The 22,887-nt window shown below is 75.5% G+C and carries 20 protein-coding genes and 1 pseudogene; 15 read left to right on the top strand and 6 right to left on the bottom strand.

Features of this window, described 5'->3' with window-relative positions; translation table 11 throughout:
• Nucleotides 1-1,933: 1,933 nt before the first annotated feature.
• The 14 genes from ACIQVZ_RS18520 (at nucleotide 1,934) to ACIQVZ_RS18455 (ending at nucleotide 17,683) form a co-directional block, all read left to right on the top strand.
• Nucleotides 1,934-2,506, top strand: a complete 573-nt coding sequence (locus ACIQVZ_RS18520) for a hypothetical protein (protein ID WP_402451142.1) — start codon at nucleotides 1,934-1,936, stop codon at nucleotides 2,504-2,506.
• A gap of 69 nt (nucleotides 2,507-2,575) precedes the next feature.
• Nucleotides 2,576-3,004, top strand: a complete 429-nt coding sequence (locus tag ACIQVZ_RS18515; protein WP_063346010.1) for a phage tail protein — start codon at nucleotides 2,576-2,578, stop codon at nucleotides 3,002-3,004.
• 58 nt (nucleotides 3,005-3,062) lie between these two features.
• Nucleotides 3,063-3,782 carry a peptidase M23 gene (locus tag ACIQVZ_RS18510; protein WP_350881820.1) on the top strand — a complete coding sequence of 240 codons (720 nt, stop codon included), beginning with the start codon at nucleotides 3,063-3,065 and terminating at the stop codon, nucleotides 3,780-3,782.
• A complete protein-coding gene (locus ACIQVZ_RS18505) occupies nucleotides 3,779-5,560 on the top strand; it encodes a VgrG-related protein (protein WP_350881818.1) in 1,782 nt (593 codons plus the stop codon). Before ACIQVZ_RS18510 ends, ACIQVZ_RS18505 begins: the two co-directional genes overlap by 4 nt.
• A gap of 60 nt (nucleotides 5,561-5,620) precedes the next feature.
• Nucleotides 5,621-5,932, top strand: coding sequence for a PAAR domain-containing protein (locus ACIQVZ_RS18500; protein ID WP_350881816.1), 312 nt, complete (start codon nucleotides 5,621-5,623; stop codon nucleotides 5,930-5,932).
• A complete protein-coding gene (locus ACIQVZ_RS18495) occupies nucleotides 5,929-6,384 on the top strand; it encodes a GPW/gp25 family protein (protein WP_350881814.1) in 456 nt (151 codons plus the stop codon). The genes ACIQVZ_RS18500 and ACIQVZ_RS18495 overlap by 4 nt, the downstream gene beginning before the upstream one ends.
• The gene (locus ACIQVZ_RS18490) at nucleotides 6,384-8,345 is read left to right on the top strand and encodes a putative baseplate assembly protein (RefSeq protein ID WP_350881812.1); all 1,962 of its coding nucleotides are present in this window, start codon (nucleotides 6,384-6,386) and stop codon (nucleotides 8,343-8,345) included. Before ACIQVZ_RS18495 ends, ACIQVZ_RS18490 begins: the two co-directional genes overlap by 1 nt.
• A complete protein-coding gene (locus tag ACIQVZ_RS18485) occupies nucleotides 8,342-8,938 on the top strand; it encodes a phage tail protein (RefSeq protein ID WP_402451138.1) in 597 nt (198 codons plus the stop codon). Before ACIQVZ_RS18490 ends, ACIQVZ_RS18485 begins: the two co-directional genes overlap by 4 nt.
• Before the next feature lie 3 nt (nucleotides 8,939-8,941).
• A complete protein-coding gene (locus tag ACIQVZ_RS18480; RefSeq protein WP_402451135.1) occupies nucleotides 8,942-10,174 on the top strand; it encodes an NADase-type glycan-binding domain-containing protein in 1,233 nt (410 codons plus the stop codon).
• Nucleotides 10,175-10,257: 83 nt separating this feature from the next.
• Nucleotides 10,258-11,304: a TIGR03617 family F420-dependent LLM class oxidoreductase gene (locus ACIQVZ_RS18475; RefSeq protein ID WP_350881806.1), complete on the top strand. Its 1,047-nt coding sequence runs from the start codon at nucleotides 10,258-10,260 to the stop codon at nucleotides 11,302-11,304.
• A gap of 320 nt (nucleotides 11,305-11,624) precedes the next feature.
• The gene (locus ACIQVZ_RS18470) at nucleotides 11,625-11,984 is read left to right on the top strand and encodes a hypothetical protein (protein WP_350881804.1); all 360 of its coding nucleotides are present in this window, start codon (nucleotides 11,625-11,627) and stop codon (nucleotides 11,982-11,984) included.
• Entirely contained in the window at nucleotides 11,981-13,780 is a 1,800-nt protein-coding gene (locus ACIQVZ_RS18465) for a GMC family oxidoreductase (RefSeq protein ID WP_402451133.1), read from the top strand. Before ACIQVZ_RS18470 ends, ACIQVZ_RS18465 begins: the two co-directional genes overlap by 4 nt.
• A complete protein-coding gene (locus tag ACIQVZ_RS18460) occupies nucleotides 13,777-14,619 on the top strand; it encodes a hypothetical protein (protein WP_350881800.1) in 843 nt (280 codons plus the stop codon). Before ACIQVZ_RS18465 ends, ACIQVZ_RS18460 begins: the two co-directional genes overlap by 4 nt.
• 187 nt (nucleotides 14,620-14,806) lie before the next feature.
• On the top strand, nucleotides 14,807-17,683 hold the full coding sequence (locus tag ACIQVZ_RS18455) for a BTAD domain-containing putative transcriptional regulator (RefSeq protein WP_402451130.1): 2,877 nt from the start codon (nucleotides 14,807-14,809) through the stop codon (nucleotides 17,681-17,683).
• Here the strand turns inward: ACIQVZ_RS18455 and ACIQVZ_RS18450 are convergent.
• From ACIQVZ_RS18450 to ACIQVZ_RS18430, 5 genes are all read right to left on the bottom strand, one after another.
• Entirely contained in the window at nucleotides 17,649-18,719 is a 1,071-nt protein-coding gene (locus tag ACIQVZ_RS18450; RefSeq protein WP_402451128.1) for a bile acid:sodium symporter family protein, read from the bottom strand. The genes ACIQVZ_RS18455 and ACIQVZ_RS18450 overlap by 35 nt on opposite strands.
• The gene (locus ACIQVZ_RS18445) at nucleotides 18,716-19,018 is read right to left on the bottom strand and encodes a hypothetical protein (protein WP_350881794.1); all 303 of its coding nucleotides are present in this window, start codon (nucleotides 19,016-19,018) and stop codon (nucleotides 18,716-18,718) included. Before ACIQVZ_RS18445 ends, ACIQVZ_RS18450 begins: the two co-directional genes overlap by 4 nt.
• Entirely contained in the window at nucleotides 19,015-19,899 is an 885-nt protein-coding gene (locus tag ACIQVZ_RS18440; RefSeq protein ID WP_402451126.1) for an oxaloacetate decarboxylase, read from the bottom strand. Before ACIQVZ_RS18440 ends, ACIQVZ_RS18445 begins: the two co-directional genes overlap by 4 nt.
• A 330-nt stretch (nucleotides 19,900-20,229) precedes the next feature.
• Nucleotides 20,230-21,099 carry a class I SAM-dependent methyltransferase gene (locus ACIQVZ_RS18435; RefSeq protein ID WP_350881790.1) on the bottom strand — a complete coding sequence of 290 codons (870 nt, stop codon included), beginning with the start codon at nucleotides 21,097-21,099 and terminating at the stop codon, nucleotides 20,230-20,232.
• Between the two features lie 221 nt (nucleotides 21,100-21,320).
• Nucleotides 21,321-21,857 carry a PadR family transcriptional regulator gene (locus tag ACIQVZ_RS18430; RefSeq protein WP_350881788.1) on the bottom strand — a complete coding sequence of 179 codons (537 nt, stop codon included), beginning with the start codon at nucleotides 21,855-21,857 and terminating at the stop codon, nucleotides 21,321-21,323.
• 117 nt (nucleotides 21,858-21,974) lie between these two features.
• On the opposite strand from ACIQVZ_RS18430, the pseudogene ACIQVZ_RS18425 reads away from it, so the two are divergent.
• A pseudogene (locus tag ACIQVZ_RS18425) lies at nucleotides 21,975-22,211 on the top strand (DUF664 domain-containing protein); the annotation flags it as partial.
• On the opposite strand, the gene ACIQVZ_RS18420 reads toward ACIQVZ_RS18425, so the two are convergent.
• Nucleotides 22,198-22,818 carry a TetR/AcrR family transcriptional regulator gene (locus ACIQVZ_RS18420; RefSeq protein WP_402451122.1) on the bottom strand — a complete coding sequence of 207 codons (621 nt, stop codon included), beginning with the start codon at nucleotides 22,816-22,818 and terminating at the stop codon, nucleotides 22,198-22,200. The pseudogene ACIQVZ_RS18425 and the gene ACIQVZ_RS18420 overlap by 14 nt on opposite strands.
• Nucleotides 22,819-22,887: the final 69 nt, after the last annotated feature.

Below are 22,887 nucleotides of genomic sequence, written 5' to 3'. Positions count from 1 at the left end.
GCGCGCCGTCCAGACCGGTGGCGGTCCGACCGCGGCGCAGCGCGCCGCCCAGCCGCGCGCCGAACAGGCGCGCCCCGAATCGTCCAACGCCCGCATGCACGGGGGCCTGGGCGCGCCGCTGGCCGCGCTGCCGCCGACGGCGGGCGCGGCACCCGGAGCACGGGCCGCCGGTACGCCCGACGGTCGGCGCGGCCCCGTCCAGCGGACCACGGCCCCGGCCCACAGCGCTCCGGCGACTCCCGACACCCCACGGACTCCCGCCACCCCCGACAACCCCGCCTCTTCCGCACCGCCGCAGTCGGTCGGCCGAAGCGCGGCGGCCCCGAGCCCGGAAGGCGCTCCTCGCGCCACGGGCAAGCCCGTCGCCGCGCCGGGCTCCACGGCAGTCCAGCGTGCGGCCGCGCCCGGCACGCGAAGCGATGACACGAGCGGGCAGGGCGGCTCCTCCGAGCCCGGCCCCGTCGCCGGGCCGCAGTCGCCCCCCGGGACGGCACCGCAGGACGCGGCCCGCCGGGCCCGGCGCAGCGGTGGTACCAGTGGCACCGGCGGTACCGCTGGCGCCCGGGACGTGCGGCCGACCGCTGCGCCGGGTGAGCCCGGCCCGCTGGTCGTGGCCCGCTCGCCGATCGGTGGCAGCGCCGCACGTCCGGCGGCCGGGCCGGGCCACCGCACGCTCGGCCTGCTCGGCGAGCGCCGCATGGCGTCCACGCTTGCCGCACCGGCGACGGCGCCCGGACCGGTGTCCGGCCGAGCGCCGGCGCCCACGCCCGTCCCGCCCGTCGTCAGGGCCGCCTGGCCGCAGGAGCCGCCCGCGCGCACCCAGGTGCCGCCGGTCCTTCCGGAACCGGCGGCACCCGCGAGCTGGCGGCACCGGGCCGCCGCCGTCCTGCGCCTGCCCCGACGGGCCCAGGCGAGCCGACCCGACGCCGCGCGCCCGGCGGCACCGGCGTCCCCGGCGGACCCGGAAGGCCCCGGCCCGGCGGCGCAGGGTGCGCGGGGTGCCGTGGTGGCGCGTGCGGGTGCGCGGGGATCGACGTCCGGCGGCTCCGCCGACTCTGCGGGCTCGGGCCCGGCGGGGCGTTCTGCTGCCGTGAGGCGTCCGAGCGTGCAGCGTTCGGTGCCCGGCGGAGCCGGCCCGGTGAGGGCGGATGCGCGCTCGTCGGCGTCGGCCGGCTCGGCGGCGCAGGAGCCGCGGCCGTCGGGGCGCGGTGGTGCCCCCTCTGCGCGTGCAGGTGTGCGGGGTCCGGCGACTGGTGGCTCAGCTCCGGTGGCCGTCGGCCCCGGAACTGGCCCGATGGAGGCGGATACGCGCCGGTCGGAGCGCGGCGGTCCGCCGGCGGGGCGGGCTGGTGTGCAGCGTTCGACGACGGCCGGGGTCCCTCGTCCGGAGGCGCCGGGCGGGCAGCCCGTAGCGCCCGGCACCGCCCCGTCCGGGCGGGCGCGGCGCGGGGAGACTCCGGTGCCGTCGGCGGCTGCGGAGCGTGGCGGTCGGGGTCCGGCGGTGCAGCGTTCGGTTTCCGGCGGTCCGAGCCCCGTCGAGCCGGGTGTCCGGTCGGCGGAGCCGCGAGGTGCTGCGGTGCCGGTCGTGGTTCCCGCCGGTCGGGTGCGGCGCGGGGAGCGTCCAGCACCCCCGGTCGTCGTGGCCGATGCGGGCCCGGCGGCCGTGGGCGCCTCCCCTGCCGGGCGCGCTGCGAGCGTGCAGCGGTCGGTGTCCGCGGGCCCTGTTGTCGATGGCCCTGCTGCTACTGCCGCCGCCGCTGCCGCTGTCCTTGCCCCCGGCCCGGTCGAGCCGACCGTGCGACCGGCCTTCTCCGACGATGCGCCGGCGTCTGCCGCAGCCCCTGCCGTCCCCGCCGCTCGTGGGGGGCGTCCCGCGTCCGCGCCCGCCGCCTCCTCCGCTTCCTCCGGTGGCCGTGTTCCGAGCGTGCCGTTGGTGCGACTCACCCCGCCGAGCGCCCCGGCGCCCCCGGCCGTCCCGGCGATGGTCCAGCGGCTGCCGGTCGCCGGGCCCGCCGGCCCGGCCGTGCCCGCGTCCGCGGCGCCGCCGCTGCCGAGCGGTGGCGCCTGGACGCCGGGCGTGGCGGGGGGCGGCTTCGCCGGACCGGCGGCGGGCGGGGAGTCGCCGCTGCGCACCGGGTCGTGGTCGTGGACCGCGCCGTCCCGGGACGGCGCGGGCCCGTCTTCGGGTTCGTCCGGGCCGGCGCGGCCTTCGACGGATACGGCCCGGGTGCTGCAACGGGTGGCGGAGCAGGCGGGGTTGTCCGGGGTGCCGTTGACCGCCGTACCGGCCCGCACTCTGGTGACCGTCCAGACCGCCGCCCCGCCCCCGCCGCCGACCGCGGCCACGCCCGCGCAGCAGGGCGGCGGATCGTCGACCGGGCCCACGTCGGGGGCCGACCTCGACGAACTGGCCCGGCGCCTGATCGAGCCCGTCGGACGGCTGCTGCGCGCGGAGTTGCGCAGGGGGAGGGAGCGCGCCGGGCGGCCGTACGACGGCCGTCGCTGAGCGCTCGGGGCGCGGTGGGCAGCAGTGGCAGGTGGCAGGTGGCAGGCGGGCAGGGCGACGGAGGCAGGAATGACCGACAACATCTTCGCGACGAGCGTGTTCTTCAAGCTCACGATCGGCGGCAACGATCTGGGCGAGTTCACGACGTGCTCGGGGCTGGGCGCCGAGGTCGAGATCCACCAGTACGCCGAGGGCGGCAACAACGGCTTCTCCTGGCAGCTGCCGGGCCGGATCACCTGGTCGAACATCACGCTCACCCGCGCGGTCACCGCGGACACCGTCAAGATCGCCCGCTGGCTGGACGAGACCGTGCGGCGGGTCCAGCCCAAGAACGGTGAAATCGTGGCCCTGCGGCCCGACCTGAGCCCCATCGTCAGCTGGCAGGTGCTCGGCATCGTGCCCGTCCGCTGGCAGGGCCCGTCGTTCGACCCGGCGAACTCGCAGGCGGCGATGGAGTCCCTGGAGATCGCCCACGCCGGGCTGCGCCCGTCATCGTGACGGCGCGCCACCCCCGGCGCAGGCCACCCATCGGACGACGAACGGAAGGAGGTGCGGGATGTCAGACGTCCCCGCGAGTGTCACCCGGGCCCAACTGGCCATCATGGAGCCGCCGGCGACGGTCGGCGCCCAGCCCGGCGGGGTGATCGCGAGGCTCCCGCTCCAGTTCAACCCGTCGAGCCTGGTGCTGCGGAAGTCCTCGGAGTGGCGCCGCACCCCGTCCCGGATGGCCGCCGAGTCCGCGCTGCCCGAGTTCGTCGGCAGCGGGCCCCGCTCGCTGTCCATGGAGGTGTTCCTCGACGCGACGGCGACCCATGACGACTCCGTGGAGAAGGCGGTGGAGCAGCTGATGACGGCCTGTGTGCCGACTCCGGCGAGCCTGGCGCGCAAGAAGCCGGCGAGCCCGTGGATCCGGCTGGACTGGGGCACGTCGTCGACGACGTCGTTCAACGGGGTGCTGACCGGCCTTCAGGTCACCTACTCGCTGTTCGACGTCGACGGCAAGCCGCTGCGGGCCACCTGCTCGTTCACCATCGACGAGGCCAGCGTCGACACGCCGGGCCAGAACCCGACCTCCGGTTCGATGGAGGCGCGCAGCACCCACCGGGTGATCGCGGGCGACAGCCTGCCGCTGCTCGCCTGGCGCGAGTACGGCGACGCGACGGCGTGGCGCACCATCGCCGAGGCCAACGACATCGACGACCCGATGGTGCTCGTCCCCGGGGTGGAACTGATCGTGCCGGGGATCGACGAGCCCACCCGAGGAGGGCGGCCATGACCACTCCCGAGGCACGCGGCGGACGCTCCTTCGCCGCGGATCCGATCGTCGAGGCGCCCGGCCCGCTGCCGCCGGTCTGGGCGGCCCAACTGGTCTCCTGCGACATCGAGGAGAGCACGGGCCTGCCCGACACGGCCGTGCTGATGTTCCGCGACGCGGACCACACCTTCCTCTCCGCGACCGGGGTCACCATCGGCACCCGGCTGCGGGTCTCCGTGATGACGGTGCAGGGCAACGCGCAGGTGCGGCTGTTCACCGGCGAGGTGACGGCGCTGGAGCTGGACGTGGACACCACCGGCTCGTTCACCGTGGTGCGGGCGTCCGCGGTCACCCACCGGCTGATGCGCGGGCGCCGGGTGAAGGGGTTCCGCAACATGTCGACGGCGGACATCGTCCGTCAGGTCGCGGCGGGCGCCGGGCTCGGCTGCGGCCGGGTGGACGCGTTCCCCGTCGTCCACGAGCAGCTGTCGCAGGCCAACGTCTCGGACTGGGAGTTCCTCCAGTACCTGGCGCAGGAGAGCGGCGCGCAGGTGCGGGTGGACGACGAGGGGCTGCTGGAGTTCGTCAAGCCCGAACAGGCCTCCTCGGCCCCGGCCCCCTCGACGCCCGCTCCGCAGAACCCGATGGTCCTGGAGTACGGCCGCAACCTGCTGGAGCTGCGCGGCGTGCTGACGGGCGGCGGCGGGGCGGACACCGTCGAGGTGCGCGGCTGGAACGTCCTCACCAAGAAGGCCCTGGTCGCCACGGAGCCGTCGGTGACCAGCGAGACGGTGCGGCCCGGGATGAGCCCGTCGACGGCGGCCGCCGCCTTCGCCGGACCGGCGCGGATGACCGTCACCGACACCCCGTACCGCACGCAGGCGGAGACGGCGGCCGCGGCCGGGTCGGTCGCCGCCTCGGTGGCCGCCGGGTTCGGCGAGCTGGAGGCGGTCGTCGAGGGCAATCCGAAGCTGCGGGCGGGCGTTCCGGTCGCCCTGGGCAACGTCGGCGCCGCCTTCTCCGGCCGCTACACGGCCACCGCGGTGCGCCACCTGATCGAGCCCTTCCGCGGCTACCGGACGACCGTGGTGGTCAGCGCGGCGCCGGACCGCTCCCTCGCGGGGCTCGTCGCCGGGGGCGGCGCGGTGCCGCGCGGGCCGCGGATGCCCGGTCTGGCCATCGCCGTGGTCACCGACGTCCGGGAGCCGGGGGGCGCGCAACGCGGCTGGGTGCGGCTGAAGTTCCCGTGGCTGGACGACACCTACGTCTCCGACTGGGTGCGCACCGTCCAGTGGGGCGGGCAGGGCGGCGGCGGCGTGTTCAGCCCCGAGGTGAACGACGAGGTGCTGGTCGGCTTCGAGCAGGGCAGCCTGGACAGCCCGTACGTGCTGGGCGGCCTCTACAACGGCGTCGACAAGCCCTCGCCGCACGAGGTGCCGCTGGTCGACCCGGCCGGCGGGAAGGTCAACCGCCGCTCGCTGGTCTCCCGTTCGGGCCACCGCCTGGAACTGCTGGACGTGCCGGGCGGCCAGTCCGGCGTCCGGCTGGCCAGCGGGGACCGGAAGCTGGAGGTGCGACTGGACGAGCAGCGCGGCGAGATCGTCCTGACCGTCTTCGGCGCGGCCGGTGCGGCGGCGGCGAGTTCGGTGCGGCTGTCCTCCACCGGTATCACCATCGACGCCGGCGCCGGGGCGGTGAACCTGCGCGGGGGATCGGTGAACGTCACCGGCCGTACGGGGGTCACCGTGGACGGCGGTGCGCTGGCGGTGCTCAAGGCGGCCCTCGTGCGCATCAACTGAACCACCGTCAGCACGGCCCGACCGTCCGGCCCCCTCGAACCACCCGATTGGAGAACGCAGATGCCCCCCGCAGCCCGGATGGGTGACACCACCAGCGACGGCGGTGCCATCACCACCCCGCCACCAGGCGCCCTCGCGGCGGCGACCGTACTGATCGGCGGCCGCCCGGCCGCCGTCACCGGCAGCCTGCACGTGTGCGTGCCGCACGTGGAACTCGGGCCCGGCAACGTCGTCATGCCCAGCCCCACGGCGGCGGCCGGGGGCCTGGTCCTGATCGGAGGGCTGCCCGCGGCGCGGGTGGGCGACCAGACGTCCTGCGGCGCGAAGATCGTCACCGGCGCGTTCAACGTGCTGATCGGGGGCGTCGCGTGAGCGGCTTCATCGGGCGGGGCTGGGCCTTCCCGCTGCGGGTGAACGCCACCGGCGGCATCGGCATGGTGGACCGGGACCGGGAGATCGAGGAGGCCATCCGGCTGATCCTCGGCACCGCCCCCGGGGAGCGGCCGATGCGCCCGGAGTTCGGCTGCGGCATCCACGAGTACGTGTTCGCGCCGAGCGACGGCGGCACGGCGGGCCGGATCGCGCGCGAGGTGCGCACCGCGCTGGAACGCTGGGAGCCGCGCATCGAGGTGGACGACGTGGTGATCGCCTTCGACACGGTCGACGACGGCACGCTCTACATCGACGTCCACTACACCGTGCGGTCCACCAACGACCGCCGCAACCTCGTCTTCCCCTTCTACACCATCCCGAGCTCGCCGGACGCCCCGGATGTCCAGGACGTCCCGGGTGCGCTGGGCGCCGTGACCGGGGGAGTGAGCTGATGGCGCTGCCCTCCCCGAACCTGGACGACCGCCGGTTCCAGCAACTCGTCGACGAGGCCAAGCGGTTCGTCCAGCAGCGGGCCCCGGAGTGGACCGACCACAACGTGTCCGACCCCGGGGTCACCCTGATCGAGACCTTCGCGTACATGGTGGACCAGCTGCTCTACCGGCTGAACCGGGTGCCGGAGAAGAACTACTCGGCCTTCCTCGACCTGCTGGGCGTCCGGCTCTTCCCGCCGGCCGCGGCGACCGCCGAGGTCGACTTCTGGCTGTCGGCCCCACAGCCCGAGACGGTGCTGCTGCGGGCGGGCACCGAGGTTTCCACGCTGCGGACCGAGACCGAGGAGGCGGTGGTGTTCTCCACCGCCGAGGACCTGCCCGTCGTCCCCAGCTCCCTCGACCGGCTGGTCACCGTCTCCGCCGCGGGGGAGCAGACCGACGCCACGGCACGGCTGGCCGACGGCGTGGACGTACCGTGCTTCCAGCCGCGCCCCCAGGTCGGGGACGCCATGCTGTTCGCGCTGCCGGCCGTCGTGCCGCGCTGCATCCTCGTCGTCCGGCTGGACAGCCGGGTCGAGGGCGTCGGCGTCGACCCGCGCCAGCCCCCGCTGGCGTGGGAGGTGTGGGACGGCGCGCGGTGGATCGCCTGCGAGACCGGCTCCGACACCACCGGCGGCCTCAACCGGCCCGGCGAGGTGGTGGTGTTCGTGCCCGCCGGGCAGGTCGCCTCGGTGGTCGCCGGGCGCCGGGCGGGCTGGCTGCGCTGCCGGGTGTCCGCGCCGGAGCCGGGCCAGCCGTTCTACGCGGAGTCCCCGACGATCCGCCGCGCGGAGGTGTTCACGGTCGGCGGCACCGCGACCGTCGTGCACGCCCAGACCGTGACCGACGCGCCGCTCGGCACCTCGGAGGGCGTCGCGGGCCAGCGCTTCCGGCTCGCCAGGCCGCCCGTCCTGCTCGACGGCGGGCCCCCGGTGGTCGAGGTCGCGGCCGGCGACGGCTGGGAGCGGTGGACGGCCGTCGAGCACTTCGGTGACTCGGCGCCGACCGACCGGCACGTGGTGATCGACGCGACCACGGGCGAGTTCGCGTTCCCGCCCGCCGTCCGGGAACCCGACGGCGGCCTGCACGCCTTCGGCGCGGTGCCGCCCAAGGGCGCGCACCTGCGGGTACCGCGCTACCGCACGGGCGGCGGCACCGCCGGGAACGTCGCCCGGGCGACGATCACGGTGCTGCGCAGCTCCGTCCCGTACGTGGCCAGGGTCGACAACCGCGAGGCGGCCAGGGGCGGGGTCGACGGCGAGACGGTGGAGAACGCCAAGGTGCGCGCCCCCCACCTGCTGCGGCTCCAGGAACGGGCCGTCACCGCCGGGGACTTCGAGCTGATCGCCCGGCAGGCCGCCCCCTCGGCGGCCCGGGTGCGCTGCGCGCCGGCCGTCGCCGGGGAGGCGGGCGCGGTGCGGGTGCTGGTGGTCCCCGACGCGGTCGCGGACGAGGGCGACCGCCTGCGGTTCGAGCAGCTGATCCCCGGCGAGCAGGTGCTGTCGGCCATCGCGTCGGCCCTGGACGAGCGGCGACTCGTCGGCACCCGGCTCGTCGTCCAACCGCCCGACTACCAGGGGGTGACGGTGGTCGCCCGGCTCGCCACCCGTTCCCCGGACGGCGACCGGGTCCGGGAGGCGGCGCTCGCGGCCCTGTTCCGGCACCTCAACCCGCTGCGTGGCGGCGCCGACGGAAGGGGCTGGCCGTTCGGCCGGGCCGTGCAGTACGGGGAGGTGTTCGCGGTGCTCCAGCAGGTGGCCGGGGTCACGGCGGTCGAGGAACTGCGGCTCTTCCCGGCGGATCCGATCACCGGGCGCCGGGGCGCGCCCGCCGAACGGGTCGACGTCGCCCCGGACGCGCTGGTCTTCTCGCACCAGCACCAGGTCGTGGTCGCCGCGCTCCCGGCGGACGGTCAACGATGAGCAGAGCGGCCGTCCCCGGGCTGCCCAGCCCGCATCCGATCGGCGAACTCCTGCCCGCGCTCTACGCCGAGGACGACTTCGCCCAGCGGTTCACCGCAGGCCTGGACACCGTCCTCGCCCCGGTCTTCGCCACCCTGGACAACCTGCCCGCCTATTTCCAACCACGCCTGGCCCCGGCCGACTTCGTCGAGTGGCTGGCGGACTGGGTCGCCGTCGAGACCGATCCGGCCTGGCCGGAGGAGGTCCGCCGGGCCGTGGTCGGCCGCGCGGTCGAACTGCACCGGTGGCGGGGCACCCGGCGCGGGCTCCGGGAACGGCTGCGGCTGATCCTCGGCGTCGGCGCGCAGATCGTGGACGGCGGCGGCGTGGCCTGGTCCACCACCGCGGGCGCGGAGTTGCCGCCCGCGCCCTCCGGGGAACTGCTGGTGCGGGTCTGGCCCGAGCGCACCGCGGCGGTGGACGAGGAGCAGGTGCTGGCGGTCGTCCGGGCGTCCTGCCCGGTGCACCTCACCTGCCGGGTGGAGGTCCTGCCCGGCCCGCCTGGTCCCGGTTCACCTGGTTCACCTGGTCAACTCGGTGCGGAAGAGAGCTGAGCTATGCGTACGTGTCCCGAGTGCGGAGTGGCCAACGAGGACGGGGACGACTTCTGCGGCAACTGCGGTGCCTACCTGGGCTGGTCGGGGACGGCTGCCGCCACCTCGGCGGCTCCCGCCTCCGCGGCACCCGGCTCTGCCGCCGCCCCGCCTGCTGCCGCCAACCCACCCGCTGCCGCTGCTCCGCCCGCCGGCGCGGCGCGCGAGGAACGGCCCGTGCGGCCGTCCGCGGCGTCCGCCGAGCCGACGGCGGCGCGGCCCGCCGAACCGCCTGCCGCGCGGCCCGCCGAGCCGGCGAGGCCGTCCGCCGCCGCGCCCGCTGCCGCATCCACGCCCAAGCCCACGCCCAAGCCCAAGCCCGAGCCCACGCCCACGCCCGCCCCCGCCGCCGAGGTGCCGCCGGTCCGCCCCGGCGCGGTGCCACCGCAGCCCACGGCCGCCCGGCAGCCGGCGGCGGCGGACCCGGTGGCGGTGCAGCCGGCCAAGCCCGTCGCGCCCCGTCCGACCGTCCGCCCGGCCGCGGCCGACGAGGCCCAGGTCGGCCCACCCTGCCCCCGGTGCGGCACGCCCAACCGGCCCGACCGGAAGTTCTGCCGGCGGTGCGCGGAGCCGCTGACCCCCACCGAACCCGTCGCGGCCCTGCCGTGGTGGCGCACCCGGTGGCCGTTCCGGCGCCGCGTGCGCATCGGCGGCTCCGGCAGCACCCTGCGCCGGATGATCGCGGTGCTCGTGCTGGCGGCGCTGGTCGTCGCGGGGGTGCTGTTCTACCCGGCGGGGCGGAACATCTACGAGGACGTGCTGGACAAGCTCCGCGACGCCTCGGCGATCTCCCCCACCGGGGCGGTGGCGAGCGCGGAGGTCGAGGGCCACCCCGCGAAACTGACCGTCGACGGGCTGAGCAACACCTACTGGGGGGCACCGAACGTCGGGGACTCGATCAGCTTCCCCTTCGCCCGACCGTTCCGGCTGGTGGACGTCATCATCCACACCGGCTCCTCCACCGAGCCGCAGCAGTTCCAGCAGCAGGCACGGCCCACCGCCCTGGACCTCCGGATGACGACCTCGGACGGCAAGGTGCACGAGCAGAAGGTGACGCTGAACGACAAGCCGGGCCCGCAGACGGTGCTGACCGGTGTCAGCGACGTCGTGCAGGTGACGCTGGTCGTCCGCGCCGCCGCCGGGACGGGGCCCGGGATCCCCATCGCGCTGGCCGAGGTGGAGTTCTTCAAGCGCTGAGCGGCAGGCCGCGGAGGTGGGCCCGGGCGCCGGCGTGGGAGGCTACCCGGGTACCGCCGCAGCCCGCGCCCAGGAGCACCGCCATGCACCGACCCCCCGCCTTCCGTCTCGACGCCACCGCCTCCGGACACCCGGCGGGGATCCTCGACGCCGCCGAGCGGGCCGAACGCCGGGGCATGGACCGCCTGGTGGTCGCCGAGACCGCGTACGACCCGTTCCTCCAGTTGGCCCGCGCCGCCGACCGGACCGAGCGGATCGAGCTGGCCACCGGCATCGCGGTGGCGTTCGCCCGAACCCCGATGACGCTGGCCTACCAGGCCTGGGGGCTGCACGCGGCCTCCGGCGGACGGGCCGTCATCGGGCTGGGCTCGCAGGTCAAGCCGCACATCGAGAAGCGCTTCGGGATGCCCTGGGACCGGCCGGCCGCGCGGATGCACGAGTACGTGCACGCGGTGCGGGCGATCTGGCACAGCTGGCAGACCGGCGAACGGCTGCGCTTCCGGGGCGAGTTCTACACCCACACGATGATGACGCCGGTCTTCTCGCCCGACCCCGTCCCCGCCGGGGTGCCGAGGATCCTGCTGGCCGGCGTCGGACCGCTGATGACCCGTACGGCCGGGGCGGTGGCCGACGGGTTCCTCAGCCACCCGTTCTCCTCGCCCGCCTACCTGGCCGAGCAGGTGCTGCCCGGTCTGACCGCGGCCCGGGCGCGGGCCGAGGCCGAGGGCGCCCCGTGGACGGCGCGGCCGTTCGAGGTCGCCGGCAGCGTGCTGACCGCCACCGGCCGGACGGAGGAGGAACTGGCGGCCAACCGGGCCGGGGTGCGGGAGCGGCTGGCGTTCTACGCCTCCACCCCGGCCTACCGCCCGGTGCTGGCCCAGCACGGGTGGGAGGGGCTGCAGGAGGAACTGCACACCCACTCGGTGCGCGGCCGCTGGGCGGAGATGGCCGCGCTGATCGACGACGAGGTCTTCGACACCTTCGCGGTGTCCGGTCCGGTCGAGGACGTCGCCCGCGAGCTGACCCGCCGGTACGCGGGCCTGGTCGACCGGCTGTCCGTCAGCCTGCCGGAGGAGGCGGACCCGGAGCTGGGCCTCGACGTCCTGGCGGCCGTCCGCGCTCTCGGCTGAGCTCCGCCGGACCCCTCGTCAGGCCTCCGTCGGACCTCTCGTCGGACCTCCGTCGGACCTCCGCCCGGCCCTGTCGGGCCCCTCGCCGTACCCTCGCCCGCCCCCGCAGCCCGACCGGAAACAGCCGCCGACCGAACGCAGTGGGCGGCCGATCGGGCAGGAGGCGGCCAAGACCGGGCACATTCGGGCAACGGGTTCCCGGTGACGACGGCGGGCGGCAGGATCGCGCTGGCAGACCTTGACGGGCCGCCGTCTCCACCCACCCCACGGTCTGTCATGTCTTGGCCACCGTCGACGACCGTGGGGGTGCCCGCTTGTCCGTGCCAGACGACCATCCTGCCGTTGACTGCCTCGCCGAGTTCGGCGCGCCCGACGACCTCGCCGACTTCGACGAGTTCCTGCGCGTGTGCGCCGAACTGACCGGCTTCGACGAGCCCGAGCTGCGCGCCACCGGCATGGCGCACGAGCACCACCGCACGACCCTGGCCCACCGGGTCCGCGACGACCACGCCCTGGTCCACCTCTGGTACGTCGGCGCCTGGCCGGGCGAGACCCCCAGCTCCGCCCGCGCCTACGACCAGGGCCTGGCCTGGCGGACCTTCCGCGCCGACCCGCCCGGCGCCGCCGCCCCCGGCCACGGCAGCTGGGCCGAGGCACCCCGAGGGGGCGAGGAACGGTGACCGCCCGCTGGGACGTCGTCGTGGTCGGCGCAGGCTTCGCCGGAACGCTGGTCGCCCACCGCCTCGGTGAGCAGGGCCGGCGGGTCCTCGTCCTCGAAGCCGGCCGGGTCGCGCTCTCCGGGCCCGAGACCGCCGCCGCCTTCCGCGCGGCCGGTGGCGGCCCACCCACCTCGCCCTACCCGCACGACCCCGACGCCCCGTCCCTCGACGTCACCGACCTCACCGGGCTGCCCGGCGGCGGCTTCACCGCCACCGGACACCTCCGGCAGGACGGCCCGCTGCCCTACGCCAGCGGCTACCTGCGCGCCAACGGCGGCACCGGACTGCTCTGGACCGGCCTCACCCCGCGCATGCACCCCGAGGACTTCCGCACCGGCGACCTCGGCCGCGGCCGCAACTGGCCGATCGGTTACGACGACCTGGAGCCGTACTACCGCGCAGCCGAACACGAACTCGGCGTCGCCGCCGACGCCGGGGAGCAGCGCCGCGCCGTCGGACTGCCGATCCCCGACGACTACGCCTTCCCCATGCGGGCCATCCCGGCCAGCCACCTCGACCGCCGGCTCGCCCACGCCCTCGACGGCCGGACCGTCCGCGACCCCGCCATGCCCGGCCCCGCCCGGCTCGCCGTCACCGGCACCCCGCACGCCCGCAACGGCCTGCCCACCCGGCCCGGCGACAGCTTCGGCCCGCCCTGCGCGGGCAGCGCCAGCTGCGTCCCGGTCTGCCCGACCGGCGCCAAGTACACGCCGCTGCGCACCCAGGCCCGCTGGGCGCCCTGCGTCGAACTGCGCACCGGGGCCGTGGTGGCCAGGGTGCTCGCGGACCCGGTGACCGGGCGCGCCACCGGGGTGGAGTACCTGGCCGGCGGCGCGGCCCACCGGGTGGACGCGGACCTGGTCGTCCTCGCCGCGCACGCCGTCGAGAACGCCCGGCTGCTGCTCCTGTCCGGCCTCGCCAACCGGAGCGACCAGGTGGGCCGCAACCTGATGGACCACCCGGCGCTGCTCACCTGGGGGCTCATGCCCGGCCAGGTCGGGCCCTACCGGGGGCCCGGCTCCACCAGCGGCCTGGAGGCCTTCCGCTTCGGCCCGGCCCGCGCCCGCCGGGCCCCGTTCCGGATCGAGATCGGCAACTGGGGCTGGTCCTGGGCCGGTGGCTCCCCCGAGGCGGAGACGGCCGCACTGCTGGCCGCCGGGCTGCGCGGCAAGGAGCTGCGGACACGCCTCGGCGACCGGCTCGGCCGTCAGTTCTCGCTCCAGTTCGAACTGGAGCAGCCCGCCGACCCGGCCAACCGGGTCACCCTCGACCCGGACCGGCGCGATCCGCTCGGCCTCCCCGGTCCGGCCGTCCGCTACGACCTCGACGAGTACGTCCGCGCGGGCATGGTCTCGGCCCGCGCCGTCTCCGACCAGCTGTTCGCGCTGCTCGGCGCCGAGGACCACACCGCCTACCCGGCCGGTCCGCAGTGGCCGGGCCGCCTCGAACACCTGGGAGCCGCCTACGGCTACCGGGGAGCGGGCCACGCCGGCGGCACCCACGTCATGGGTGACTCGCCCGCCACCTCCGTCGTCGACCACTGGCAGCGCTGCTGGGACCACCCCAACCTGTACGCCGTCGGGTGCGGCTCGATGCCCTCGCTCGGCACCTCCAACCCCTCGCTCACCATGGCCGCCCTCGCCCTGCGCAGCGCCGACCGGATCCACCAGGACCTGCTGGACCTGCACCGCCCGGTGTCCGTCGCCGGTACCCCTTCGCCCGCCATCCGTTCGCCCGCCCTTCCGGAGACACCATGACCGGCCTGCCGCTCCCGCCCGTACCGGAGCCGTACCACCTGCCCTTCCACTACGGCGCGCTGCACAACATCGGCGTCGACTACCTGGTCGAGCCCGAGCGGGCGCGCGAACTGCTCGGCAAGCGCCACCCCGGCCTGACCGCCGCCGTGTTCGACGGCGGGGCCTGCGTGTCCCTCAACTACCAGCTGTACTTCGCCCAGTACCCGAACGGCGGTGGCATCACCGAGGAGCTGGAGATCAACCTGGTCGCCCACCCGGTGTTCGCCGGGGACCGCCTGCCGGTCCTCAACTACGGCCAGTACGCCCGGGGTTACGACCAGACCAAGCTGCTCGGCATCGCCCGTCTTCACGTCCTGTGCGACAACCCGCTCGCCATCGACGCCGGGCGCCGGCTGTACGCCGAGCCCAAGCACCCCGGCTGGTTCGAGACCGCGCTGCCCTCGCTCAACGCCCCCGCCGTGCGCGAGCGCTGGTCCGTCTCCTGCCGCCGGGCCACCCTCGGGGCGGACGGGCTGCGCCGCCACGACGAGCAACTCCTCGCCCTCGACGTGAACCTGATCGGCCTCACCGCCGAATCCGTCAACAACACCCCGATCACCGGCTACGGCACCGACGACGAGGGCAAGCTGCTCGCCGGCCCGCTCAACGTCTACCACCCCTACCGCTACTACGCCCTGGACGACCGCACCGCCGACCGCGTCCGGCTCGACCTCGGCAACCCGGCGGAGGAGTCCGCCCGCGACCTCGCCCACCTGATCGCCGACGCCCCGGCCGCCGGGGTCTGGACCTACCAGTCCCCGCCGGTCGCCGCCCACAACCGCGCCTACTACGTCCGGTGACGCCCGCCCGCCGGGGGCGGGTTACGGTCGGGGTCCACATCACCTGAGCCGGCGGGCAGCGGACCGTTGGCGCCGTTCTCGTGTGCACCCCTGACCGCTCCTCCGCAGCTGGGGGTGTGCGCGTGAGTGTCCACTGACAAGGGTAGCCTTACCCATTGCGCAGGTGATCGGCAGTGGGGAGGGACCCTTGTTGGAATTCCGGCTGCTCGGACCGGTGGAAGTCCGGTGCAACGGGCAGTTCGTCGAGATCGGGCCACCGAAACGCCGGACCTTGCTGGCGATGCTGCTCCTCGCCAACGACGCGCTGGTCACGAACGACCGCCTCACCGACGCCCTGTGGGGCGAGCAGCCGCCCAGGCACGCCAAGACCGTGATCCAGGGGCACGTCTCCCAACTCCGCCGGCTGCTGCACCACGTGGGCCCGGTCACCATCGCCACCGCCTGTGACGGCTACCTCCTCCAGGCGCCGTCCGACCACATCGACGGCGAGCGGTTCCGCGCCGCCGTCGCCGAAGCGCGCACCGGCGACGGCGCACCGGCCGGCATCCCGGGGCTGCGCAAGGCCCTCGCGCTCTGGCGCGGCCCGGCACTCGCCGGACTCTGCGGCACACCCACGGTCGTCGCCGCCGCGGCGGAACTGGAGGAGGCGAGGCTCGGCGCGGTGGAGGAGCTCGGCCAGGCGCTGACCGCCGGCCGGCGCGCCGAGGAGGCCGTCGCGGTGCTGCGCGGCCCGGCGGACCGGCATCCGCTGCGCGAATCCCTGGTGGCGCTCCTGCTCGACGCTCTGCTGTCGACGAACCGGCAGGCCGAGGCCATCGAGCTCTACCACCGGACGGCCCGACTGCTCGTCGACGAACTGGGCGTCGACCCCGGCCCCGCGATGGTCGAGGCCTACGACCGGATCCTCAGCCCGCCACGCGCCGCACGCCGACGGGAGGACACCCACCGGCCCGGGGACCCCCACGGACAGGAGGCCGCGGACCGGCAGGAGGCCACCCGCCGCCAGACGGACGCGCACCGCCGAGCCGACGCGCGCCGCCAGGCGGACGCGCACGGCCAGGCTGACGCGCACCGTCAGGCGGACGCGTACCGCGGCGCGGGACAGCCGGGCGCGCACGAGCTGCGGCGACCGCTCCTGCTGCCCCGCCGACCGGCCGGCTTCACCGGGCGCAAGCGCGAACTCGCCGCCCTCGACGCGGCCGTGCGGGACACCGCACACGACTCGCCCATCTGTCTGGTCACCGGGCCGGCCGGGATCGGCAAGAGCGCGCTGGTGGCCCACTGGGCCCAGCAGGCCGCGGCGGACTTCCCGGACGGCGTGCTCTTCGCCCGGCTCGGCGGCTTCGTCGACACCGCCCCGATCGCCGACCCCGCCTTCGTCATCCGGGACTTCCTCGGCGCGCTCGGCATCCAGCCCGACGACATCCCGCAGAACACCGCCGCGGCCGAGGCGCTCTACCGCTCGCTGCTCCGGAACCGCCGCCTGCTGGTCATCCTCGACGACGCGCTGAGCTACGACCAGGTCCGCCCGCTGCTGCCCGGCGCCCAGGGCTGCGCCACCGTCGTCACCAGCCGCAACCGGCTGGAGAGCCTGGTCGCCGGCGACTGCGCCCGCCCGCTGCTGCTGGACCGGCTCGGGCCGGGGGAGGGCGAGGCACTGTTCGCCCGCATCCTCGGACCGGACCGCGTCGGAGCGGAGCCGGACGCCGCCGGGCGCCTGGTGCGGCTGTGCGACGGGCTGCCGCTGGCCCTGCGGCTGGCGGCGGCCCGGCTGGCGGTGCGGCCCGAGCGCTCGCTCGGCGACGCGGTCGAGGAACTCCGCGACGGGCAGCGGCGGATCTCCTTCCTCGCGGTGGACGGCATCGACTTCGCCTCCGTCCTGCGCGTCAGCGTGGACCACCTCCCGCCCGACGCGGTCGCCGTCCTGCGGTTGCTGGCCCACCACTTCGGCCCCGACATCGACGTGGCGGCCGTCGCCGCGCTGGCGGACGACAGCCCGGACGGCAGCCGCGCCGTGCTGGAACGCCTCGTCGCCGCCAACCTGGTGGAGGAACGGGGGCACGACCGCTACGCCCTGCACGGGCTCATCCGGCTGTTCGCCCGCTCGCTCGGCCCCGCCCCCGGGGGCGACCGCCTCCTTCCGCTCCTCGACCACTACCTGTACGCCGCCCTGGCCGCCGCGAGCGCGGCGGTGGCGGGCAGCCAACCCTGCTGCCGGCTCCCGGAGGACTTCCGGACGCCGGTGTCGACGCCCGTCTTCGCCGACCGGGAGGAGGCGATGGCCTGGTACGCCAGGGAACGGCGCAACCTCGTCGCCGCCACCGCGGCGGCCGCCGCCGGCCGGCACCACCACCGGGCGTGGCGACTCGCCCTGCTGCTGTGGCCGCTGGTCGTCCAGCAGCCCGGAGCCGACTGGGAGGTTCCGCTCGGCCACGCCCTCGGCTCCGCCGTCGAACTGGCCGAGGCCGACGCGGAATCCCGCGTCAGGAGCCTGCTCGGCTGGGTCCTCGGGCAGGACGGCCGGTACGAGGAGGCCCTGCCGCACCTGCTGCGCGCACCCGATCTGGCCCGGCGCGCCGACGACACCGAGGGCGAGGCGATCGCCACCGCGAACCTGGCCCAGGCCCGGGAGGCACTCGGCGACACGAACCTGGCCGGCCTCGGCTACGAGCGGGCCGCGCAGCTCGCCCGCAGGGCCGGCAGCCCGCAGACCGAGATGCTCACGACCTACTACCTGGCGCGGTACCACCTGCTGAACGAGCGACCGGCGAAGGCGCTCGCCCTCGCGCGGCACGCGCTCGACCTCGCCCCGGAGGACCAGGTCGTCGCGCGCCGCGCGATGCTCCTGGACATCTGCGGGAGGGCCCTGGCCACCCTGGACCGCAACGGCGAGGCGTGGGACCACTTCGACCGCGCGGGCCGCCTCGCGGAACAGGACGGCTTCACCGCCGACGCGGCCGACTACTACGCGCGCGCCGCCGCGGTCCGGCCCCGGACAGCGGGACCGGACGCTGGCCCCAGGCGCCGGCTCACCTGGGAACGGGCGGCCCGCCCGGCCCCGTGAGCGCGGCCGGTACCCGATCGGCGGGCGGGGACTGCCCGGCGGGCGTGGCGTCCGGCGCGCGGGCCCAGCGGCCGGCGAGCACGGTGCCGGCCACCAGCTGGAGCTGGTGATACGCCATCAACGGCAGGACCAGCAGCCCGGCCTGGGGCCCGAAGAGCACCGTGGCCATCGGCAGGCCGTTCGCCAGGCTCTTCTGCGAGCCGCACAGCACCGCCGCGATGGTGGCCGGCCGGTCGAGCCCCAGCAGCCGTGCGCCGAGCCCGGTGACCGCGAGCGCGGCGGCCAGCAGGGCGAGCAGCACCGCGAGCAGGCCGAGCAGGGCGCCCGGGGTGGCCAGGCCCCAACTGCCCTGGGCCGTCGCCGCGCTGAACGCGGTGTAGACGACGAGCAGGATCGAGCCCCGGTCCACCGGCGTCAGCACCCGTCTGTGCCGGGTGAGGAAGGCGCCGATCCACGGCCGCAGCACCTGCCCGAGCAGGAACGGCGCGAGCAACTGGGCCCCGATCCGCAGCAGCCCCTCGGCCGACAGCGCGGTGTGCACGTCCAGGAGCCAGGCCGCCAGCAGCGGGGTCAGCAGCAGCCCGGCCAGGCTGGAGTACGTCCCCGCGCAGATCGCCGCCGCGACGTCGCCCCCGGCGGCGCCGGTCAGCGCCACCGAGGACTGCACCGTCGACGGGAGCAGGCACAGGAACAGCACCCCGGTCTGCAACTGCCCACTGAGGGGGACGGGCGTGAGCAGCGCGGTGGCCGCCCCGAGCAGCGGGAAGAGGCCGAAGGTGGCGGCGAGCACCAGCCCGTGCAGGCGAAGGTGACGCAGCCCGGCCAGCGTCTCGCGGGCGGAGAGCCGGGCGCCGTAGAGGAAGAACAGCAGCGCCACCGCCAGGTTGCAGGCCACGGCCGCCACCCGCGCCGAGCCCCCGGTGGCCGGGAACAGGGCGGCCAGGCCGACCGTCCCCGCGAGCGCGGCCAGGTACGGGTCGAGCCGGCGCGGCCACAGCCCGCGCCACCGGCCCCGGCGGACGGTGTTGTCGGTCATCGGCCACCCCCGATCGCCGCCCCGCCCGGGCCGGACCCGAGCAGGCCGCCCACCAGGGACCCGGCGCCGTCGTGATCGCTGCCCGCAGAGCCGCTGCCGTTCTGGACGTTGGCCGTGCGGTCGATCTCCACCCAGGAGTCGGCGTGGGAGTTGTCGACGAGCGTGATCAGCCCCCCGCCCGCCGCCGCGGGCGCCGCCGCGCCGGCGAGCAGGCCGCACGCCCCGGCCAGCCCCAGCGCGGTGGCCCGCAGGACGGCGGCCGCCGGGGGCGGGGCGGGACCGCGCAGTCCGGCCGTCACACCGTCACCCCCGCGAGCGGGTGCGAGCGCGCGATGTTCCGCTCCAGCAGTTCGGTGGACTCCCGCACGCCGATCTGCCGGCTCTCCCCGGCGCCGGCCGGCAGCCGCCCGTCGGCCACCTTCAGCCCGGCCAGCGCCTCGTCCATCGCCCGGTGGGCCGCGAACAGGCAGGGCGTGCTGTAGATCGCGACGTCCACCCCCAGCTCGGTCAGCTCGGAGAGCGACAGCCGGGGGGACTTGCCGCCGGCGATCTGGTTGAACAACAGCGGCTTGTCGCCGACGACCTGCCGGATCCGCCGGATCCAGTCCTCGCTGCGCACCCCGTCGACCAGCACCACGTCGGCGTCGGTGTCGGCGAGCGCCCGGGCGCGGCGCAGGATGTCCTCCTCCTCGGTGGCGTCGGTGCGGGCGACCACCAGGAGGTCCGTCCGGTTGGCGAGGACGAGGTCCAGCTTCTCCAGGTACTCCTCCAACGGGAGGACCTGTTTGCCGTCGGCGTGGCCGCAGCGGCGCGGCCGTTTCTGGTCCTCCAGGATGACGCCGGACGCGCCGATGCGTTCGAGGCTGCGCACGACGTGGCAGGCGACCTCGGGATCGACGTAGCCGTCGTCGATGTCGACCAGGAGATGGTGCCGGGGGAAGGCGCCACGCAACCGTTCGACGAAGCCGACCATGTCCGGCCAGGCGATGAACCCGATGTCGGGCAGGCCGTAGTAGGAGGCGGCGAAGCCGAATCCGGAGACGAACATGCCGTTGTAGTGCTCGGCTGCGATGGAGGCCGAGTACATGTCGTAGACGCCGATGAGGGGCGTGGCTCCGGGGCTCGCGATCTCCTCGCGGAGCCGCTGCCCGTGGCCCGACGCCGTGGTTCCGTGGAACAAGGCCTTCTCCTCACTCGTGGTGACTTTGCCTGGACTTGGTCTTCCCTAGACCGAACTGAGGTGTCATCACTATGTGGCCTTTAACGTTACGTGGGCAAATCTTTAAGTGGAATTCACTCATTCGAGTGAGGAGTGGAATTGAATATATGTCAGACATATGAAAAGGGCGGTGGCGTGGAAGATCCACGCCACCGCCCTGATCCGGTCGGGCCCGGTCGGGCCCGGTCGCCGGAGTATCCCCCGCCCTCGGCGATGGGCGCGTAGCCGTAGCCGTAGCCGTGGTGGGGGCGGGAGGGGGGAGTTGCGGGCGCGCGTCGGCGCGCCGGAGCGTCAGGAGGCCGGAACGGGCCGGACGGCGCGGCGCTCGCGCAGCGTCCGGAGCACCCGGCGGGTCGCCCGGGTGGCGACCGGCGGCAGCAGGTCCAGCGCCAGCCGGCGCGAGGTGGACTGCTGGACGGGGGCCTTGACCTGGTAGTTGAGCCGCAGCACCGGTTCCCCGGCGATGGTGTCGTCGTCCACCGTGTAGCCCTCGGCCCGCCAGTCGCGGGTGAGCAGGACCTGCCGGACGGCCGCGGCGTCGCCCCAGGTGCCGTAGAACTTCATCGGGGTGAGCAGCACGGGCCGCAGGCCGCCGGTGAAGACCGCCTCCCAGACCGCCGCCGACACACCGGGGGTGTGCTCCGAGCGGTAGTCGTCCAGCGCCACGACGCCGTTCTCGGTGAGCGCCGCCCTGGTCACCGCGATGTCCCCGGCGACGTGCTCGTACAGGTGGGAGGCGTCGACGTGGACGAACCGGCAGCTCCCGGCCGGGATCCGGCCGTCGGCCAGCACCGAGGTGGGCGCCTGCACGATCTCCGGCAGCTCGCCGTGGAAGGCGAGGTAGTTGGCCTCGAAGGCGCTCCGGGTGAGGGTCTTGCGGTAGGACATCGCCATCTCGGCGGCGTTGTCCTCGTCGCCCGCCTCGGAGTCGAACAGGTCGCAGACGGTCAGCCGTTCGCCGGTCTGGAGGTGGTCGCCGAGCAGGACGGCGCTGCGGCCGAGGTAGCTGCCGAGTTCGAGGATGTCGCCGGTGGCGCCCGCCGTGGTCTGGGCCGCCAGCAGGTGGCCGAAGGCCGCCCGGTCGAGACGGAAGAACCAGCCGGGGATGTCGTCCCGGGTCAGTGGCGCGGGGCGGGCAGCTGCGGTCTCGGCGGTGGGCACGGCGGCCTCCAGGAGGGCGGGCGGGGCGCGGTGGCGGGGTCACGCCGCGGAGGGGACGCCGCAGACGTGAGGCCGATCATCATAGCGACGCGGAGGCCGGCTGGGAGCCGATTCGCAACGGCGCGATTTCGCGCGTTCGCGCTGCTGTGCGAAGGCGCGCGCCGGGCCGCGTCCACGGCCTCGCGGGTCGGTGCGCCCGGCCGGGTGCTCGGCCTCGCGGGTCAGTGCACCCGGCCGTCCAACTCGGCGATGGTCTCCACCAGCCAGGCCCGCTCGGCCGCCGTGGAGGCCCGGGCGACGAGCAGCATGCCGCGCCGGAAGGGGTTCGGCTCCAACTCGGCGGTGACCGCGCGGCCCTCGCCGTCGTGGAGGAAGCCGCTCGGCTCGTCCAGGAACGCCAGCCGGCGCCGGAGCACGGCTGCCTGTGCGGGCGGGTCGGACAGGTGGTGCAGGAAGGCGGCGTGCGCGAAGAAGCGGATCTGGTCCGTGATCTCGGCCTGCTCCGGGTCGGCCAGCCGGCGCCGCAGCTCGGCCCGGCCCTCCTCGGTGAGCTCCAGCGTCTGGCGCGGTGCGGCCCCGCTGCCCGGTTCGGCGCGGCGGCGCAGCAGTCCGGCCTTCTCCAGTCTGGCGATGGCGGGGTAGAGCGCGCCGTCGCTGACCGGCCGGACGTGGCCGGTGAGGCCGGTGATCCGGGACTTGAGCTGGTAGCCGTGCAGCGGCTGGTCGTACAGGAAGCCGAGGATCGCGAGGGTCAGCACGGTCGAAGCCCTTTCGTCGGAGTGCGCCCTGTGGCGCGCCCCATGTTACCTCTAGTCGAGGTGTCTCGATAAGAGGTATCTCTATTCGAGGCATTCCGTCGGCAGACGGCGGAACGGGGGGGCGTGCCCGAGGCGCTGGCCGACTGGCGGGCGGAGGTCGAGCAGGGCCGCGAACTGACCGCCGAGGCGGCGCCGGAGGACACCGGGCGCCTGTCCGGGCGGGCGGCGGCCGTATTCGGCTCGGAGACGGTCTCGCTGCGCTGGATCCTGGCACACCTGATCGAGGAGTGCGCCCGCCACAGCGGGCACGCGGACCTGCTCCGGGAGAGCATCGACGGCCTCACCGGCGTGTGACGGCTCCCCGGGGGAGGGCCCCGGGGGCCGGGCCGAGGTGGGCGTCCAGGGCGGCGCGCAGCAGCGGTTCGACGTCCTCGCCGCCGGTGATGAGCCGCAGGCTGCCCCAGGTGCGCAGTTGGGCCAGTCCGTGCAGGTTCGCCCACAGCGCGGCGGCCGCCGGTCCGGGGTCGGTGGACTCCGGGCGGGCCTCGCCGACCAGGCGGGCGACGGTGTGGAACATCGGCAGGGTGGTGTGCCGCAGCTCCGCTCCGCTGCCCTCCAACAGGTCGTGACGGAACATCAGCTCGAACATGCCGGGGTTGGCCGCCGCGAAGCCGAGGTAGGCGCGGGCGAGCGCGTCGAGCCGGGTGCGGGGGGCCGCGCCGGTGGTGGCGGCCAGCGCGTCGGCGCCGGCCAGGGTGTCGGTGAGCCTGCCGAACCCGTGCCGCGCGATGGCGGCGAGCAGTTCGCGGTGGGTGGGGAAGTGGCGGCGGGGGGCTCCGTGCGAGACCCCCGCCTGCCGGGCGATCTCGCGCAGGCCGAGGGCGTGGACGCCCTCCCTGGTCACCAGTTCGACGCCGGCGGCCACCAGGCGTGCGCGCAGGTCCTTCTCCTGATCGGTCATGGGCCCTGTCTACCAGGCCGCTGTAGACAGTGTCTACTCGCGTCGGCGCGGGCGTTCCGGGCAGACTCG

It is taken from the genome of Kitasatospora sp. NPDC098663 (assembly GCF_044760075.1).
Classification (GTDB): domain Bacteria; phylum Actinomycetota; class Actinomycetes; order Streptomycetales; family Streptomycetaceae; genus Kitasatospora.
The sequence above is the reverse complement of the archived record's forward strand: the minus strand, read 5'-3'. Positions and strand labels throughout refer to the sequence as shown.

Excerpts from the sequence above, each read along its gene's own strand:
- ACIQVZ_RS18515 (WP_063346010.1), top strand. The coding sequence starts at position 2,576 with ATGACCGACAACATCTTCGCGACGAGCGTGTTCTTCAAGCTCACGATC.
- ACIQVZ_RS18490 (WP_350881812.1), top strand. The coding sequence starts at position 6,384 with ATGGCGCTGCCCTCCCCGAACCTGGACGACCGCCGGTTCCAGCAACTC.
- ACIQVZ_RS18505 (WP_350881818.1), top strand. The coding sequence starts at position 3,779 with ATGACCACTCCCGAGGCACGCGGCGGACGCTCCTTCGCCGCGGATCCG.
- ACIQVZ_RS18460 (WP_350881800.1), top strand. The coding sequence starts at position 13,777 with ATGACCGGCCTGCCGCTCCCGCCCGTACCGGAGCCGTACCACCTGCCC.
- ACIQVZ_RS18450 (WP_402451128.1), bottom strand. The coding sequence starts at position 18,719 with ATGACCGACAACACCGTCCGCCGGGGCCGGTGGCGCGGGCTGTGGCCG.
- ACIQVZ_RS18480 (WP_402451135.1), top strand. The coding sequence starts at position 8,942 with ATGCGTACGTGTCCCGAGTGCGGAGTGGCCAACGAGGACGGGGACGAC.
- ACIQVZ_RS18500 (WP_350881816.1), top strand. The coding sequence starts at position 5,621 with ATGCCCCCCGCAGCCCGGATGGGTGACACCACCAGCGACGGCGGTGCC.
- ACIQVZ_RS18485 (WP_402451138.1), top strand. The coding sequence starts at position 8,342 with ATGAGCAGAGCGGCCGTCCCCGGGCTGCCCAGCCCGCATCCGATCGGC.
- ACIQVZ_RS18475 (WP_350881806.1), top strand. The coding sequence starts at position 10,258 with ATGCACCGACCCCCCGCCTTCCGTCTCGACGCCACCGCCTCCGGACAC.
- ACIQVZ_RS18420 (WP_402451122.1), bottom strand. The coding sequence starts at position 22,818 with ATGACCGATCAGGAGAAGGACCTGCGCGCACGCCTGGTGGCCGCCGGC.
- ACIQVZ_RS18510 (WP_350881820.1), top strand. The coding sequence starts at position 3,063 with ATGTCAGACGTCCCCGCGAGTGTCACCCGGGCCCAACTGGCCATCATG.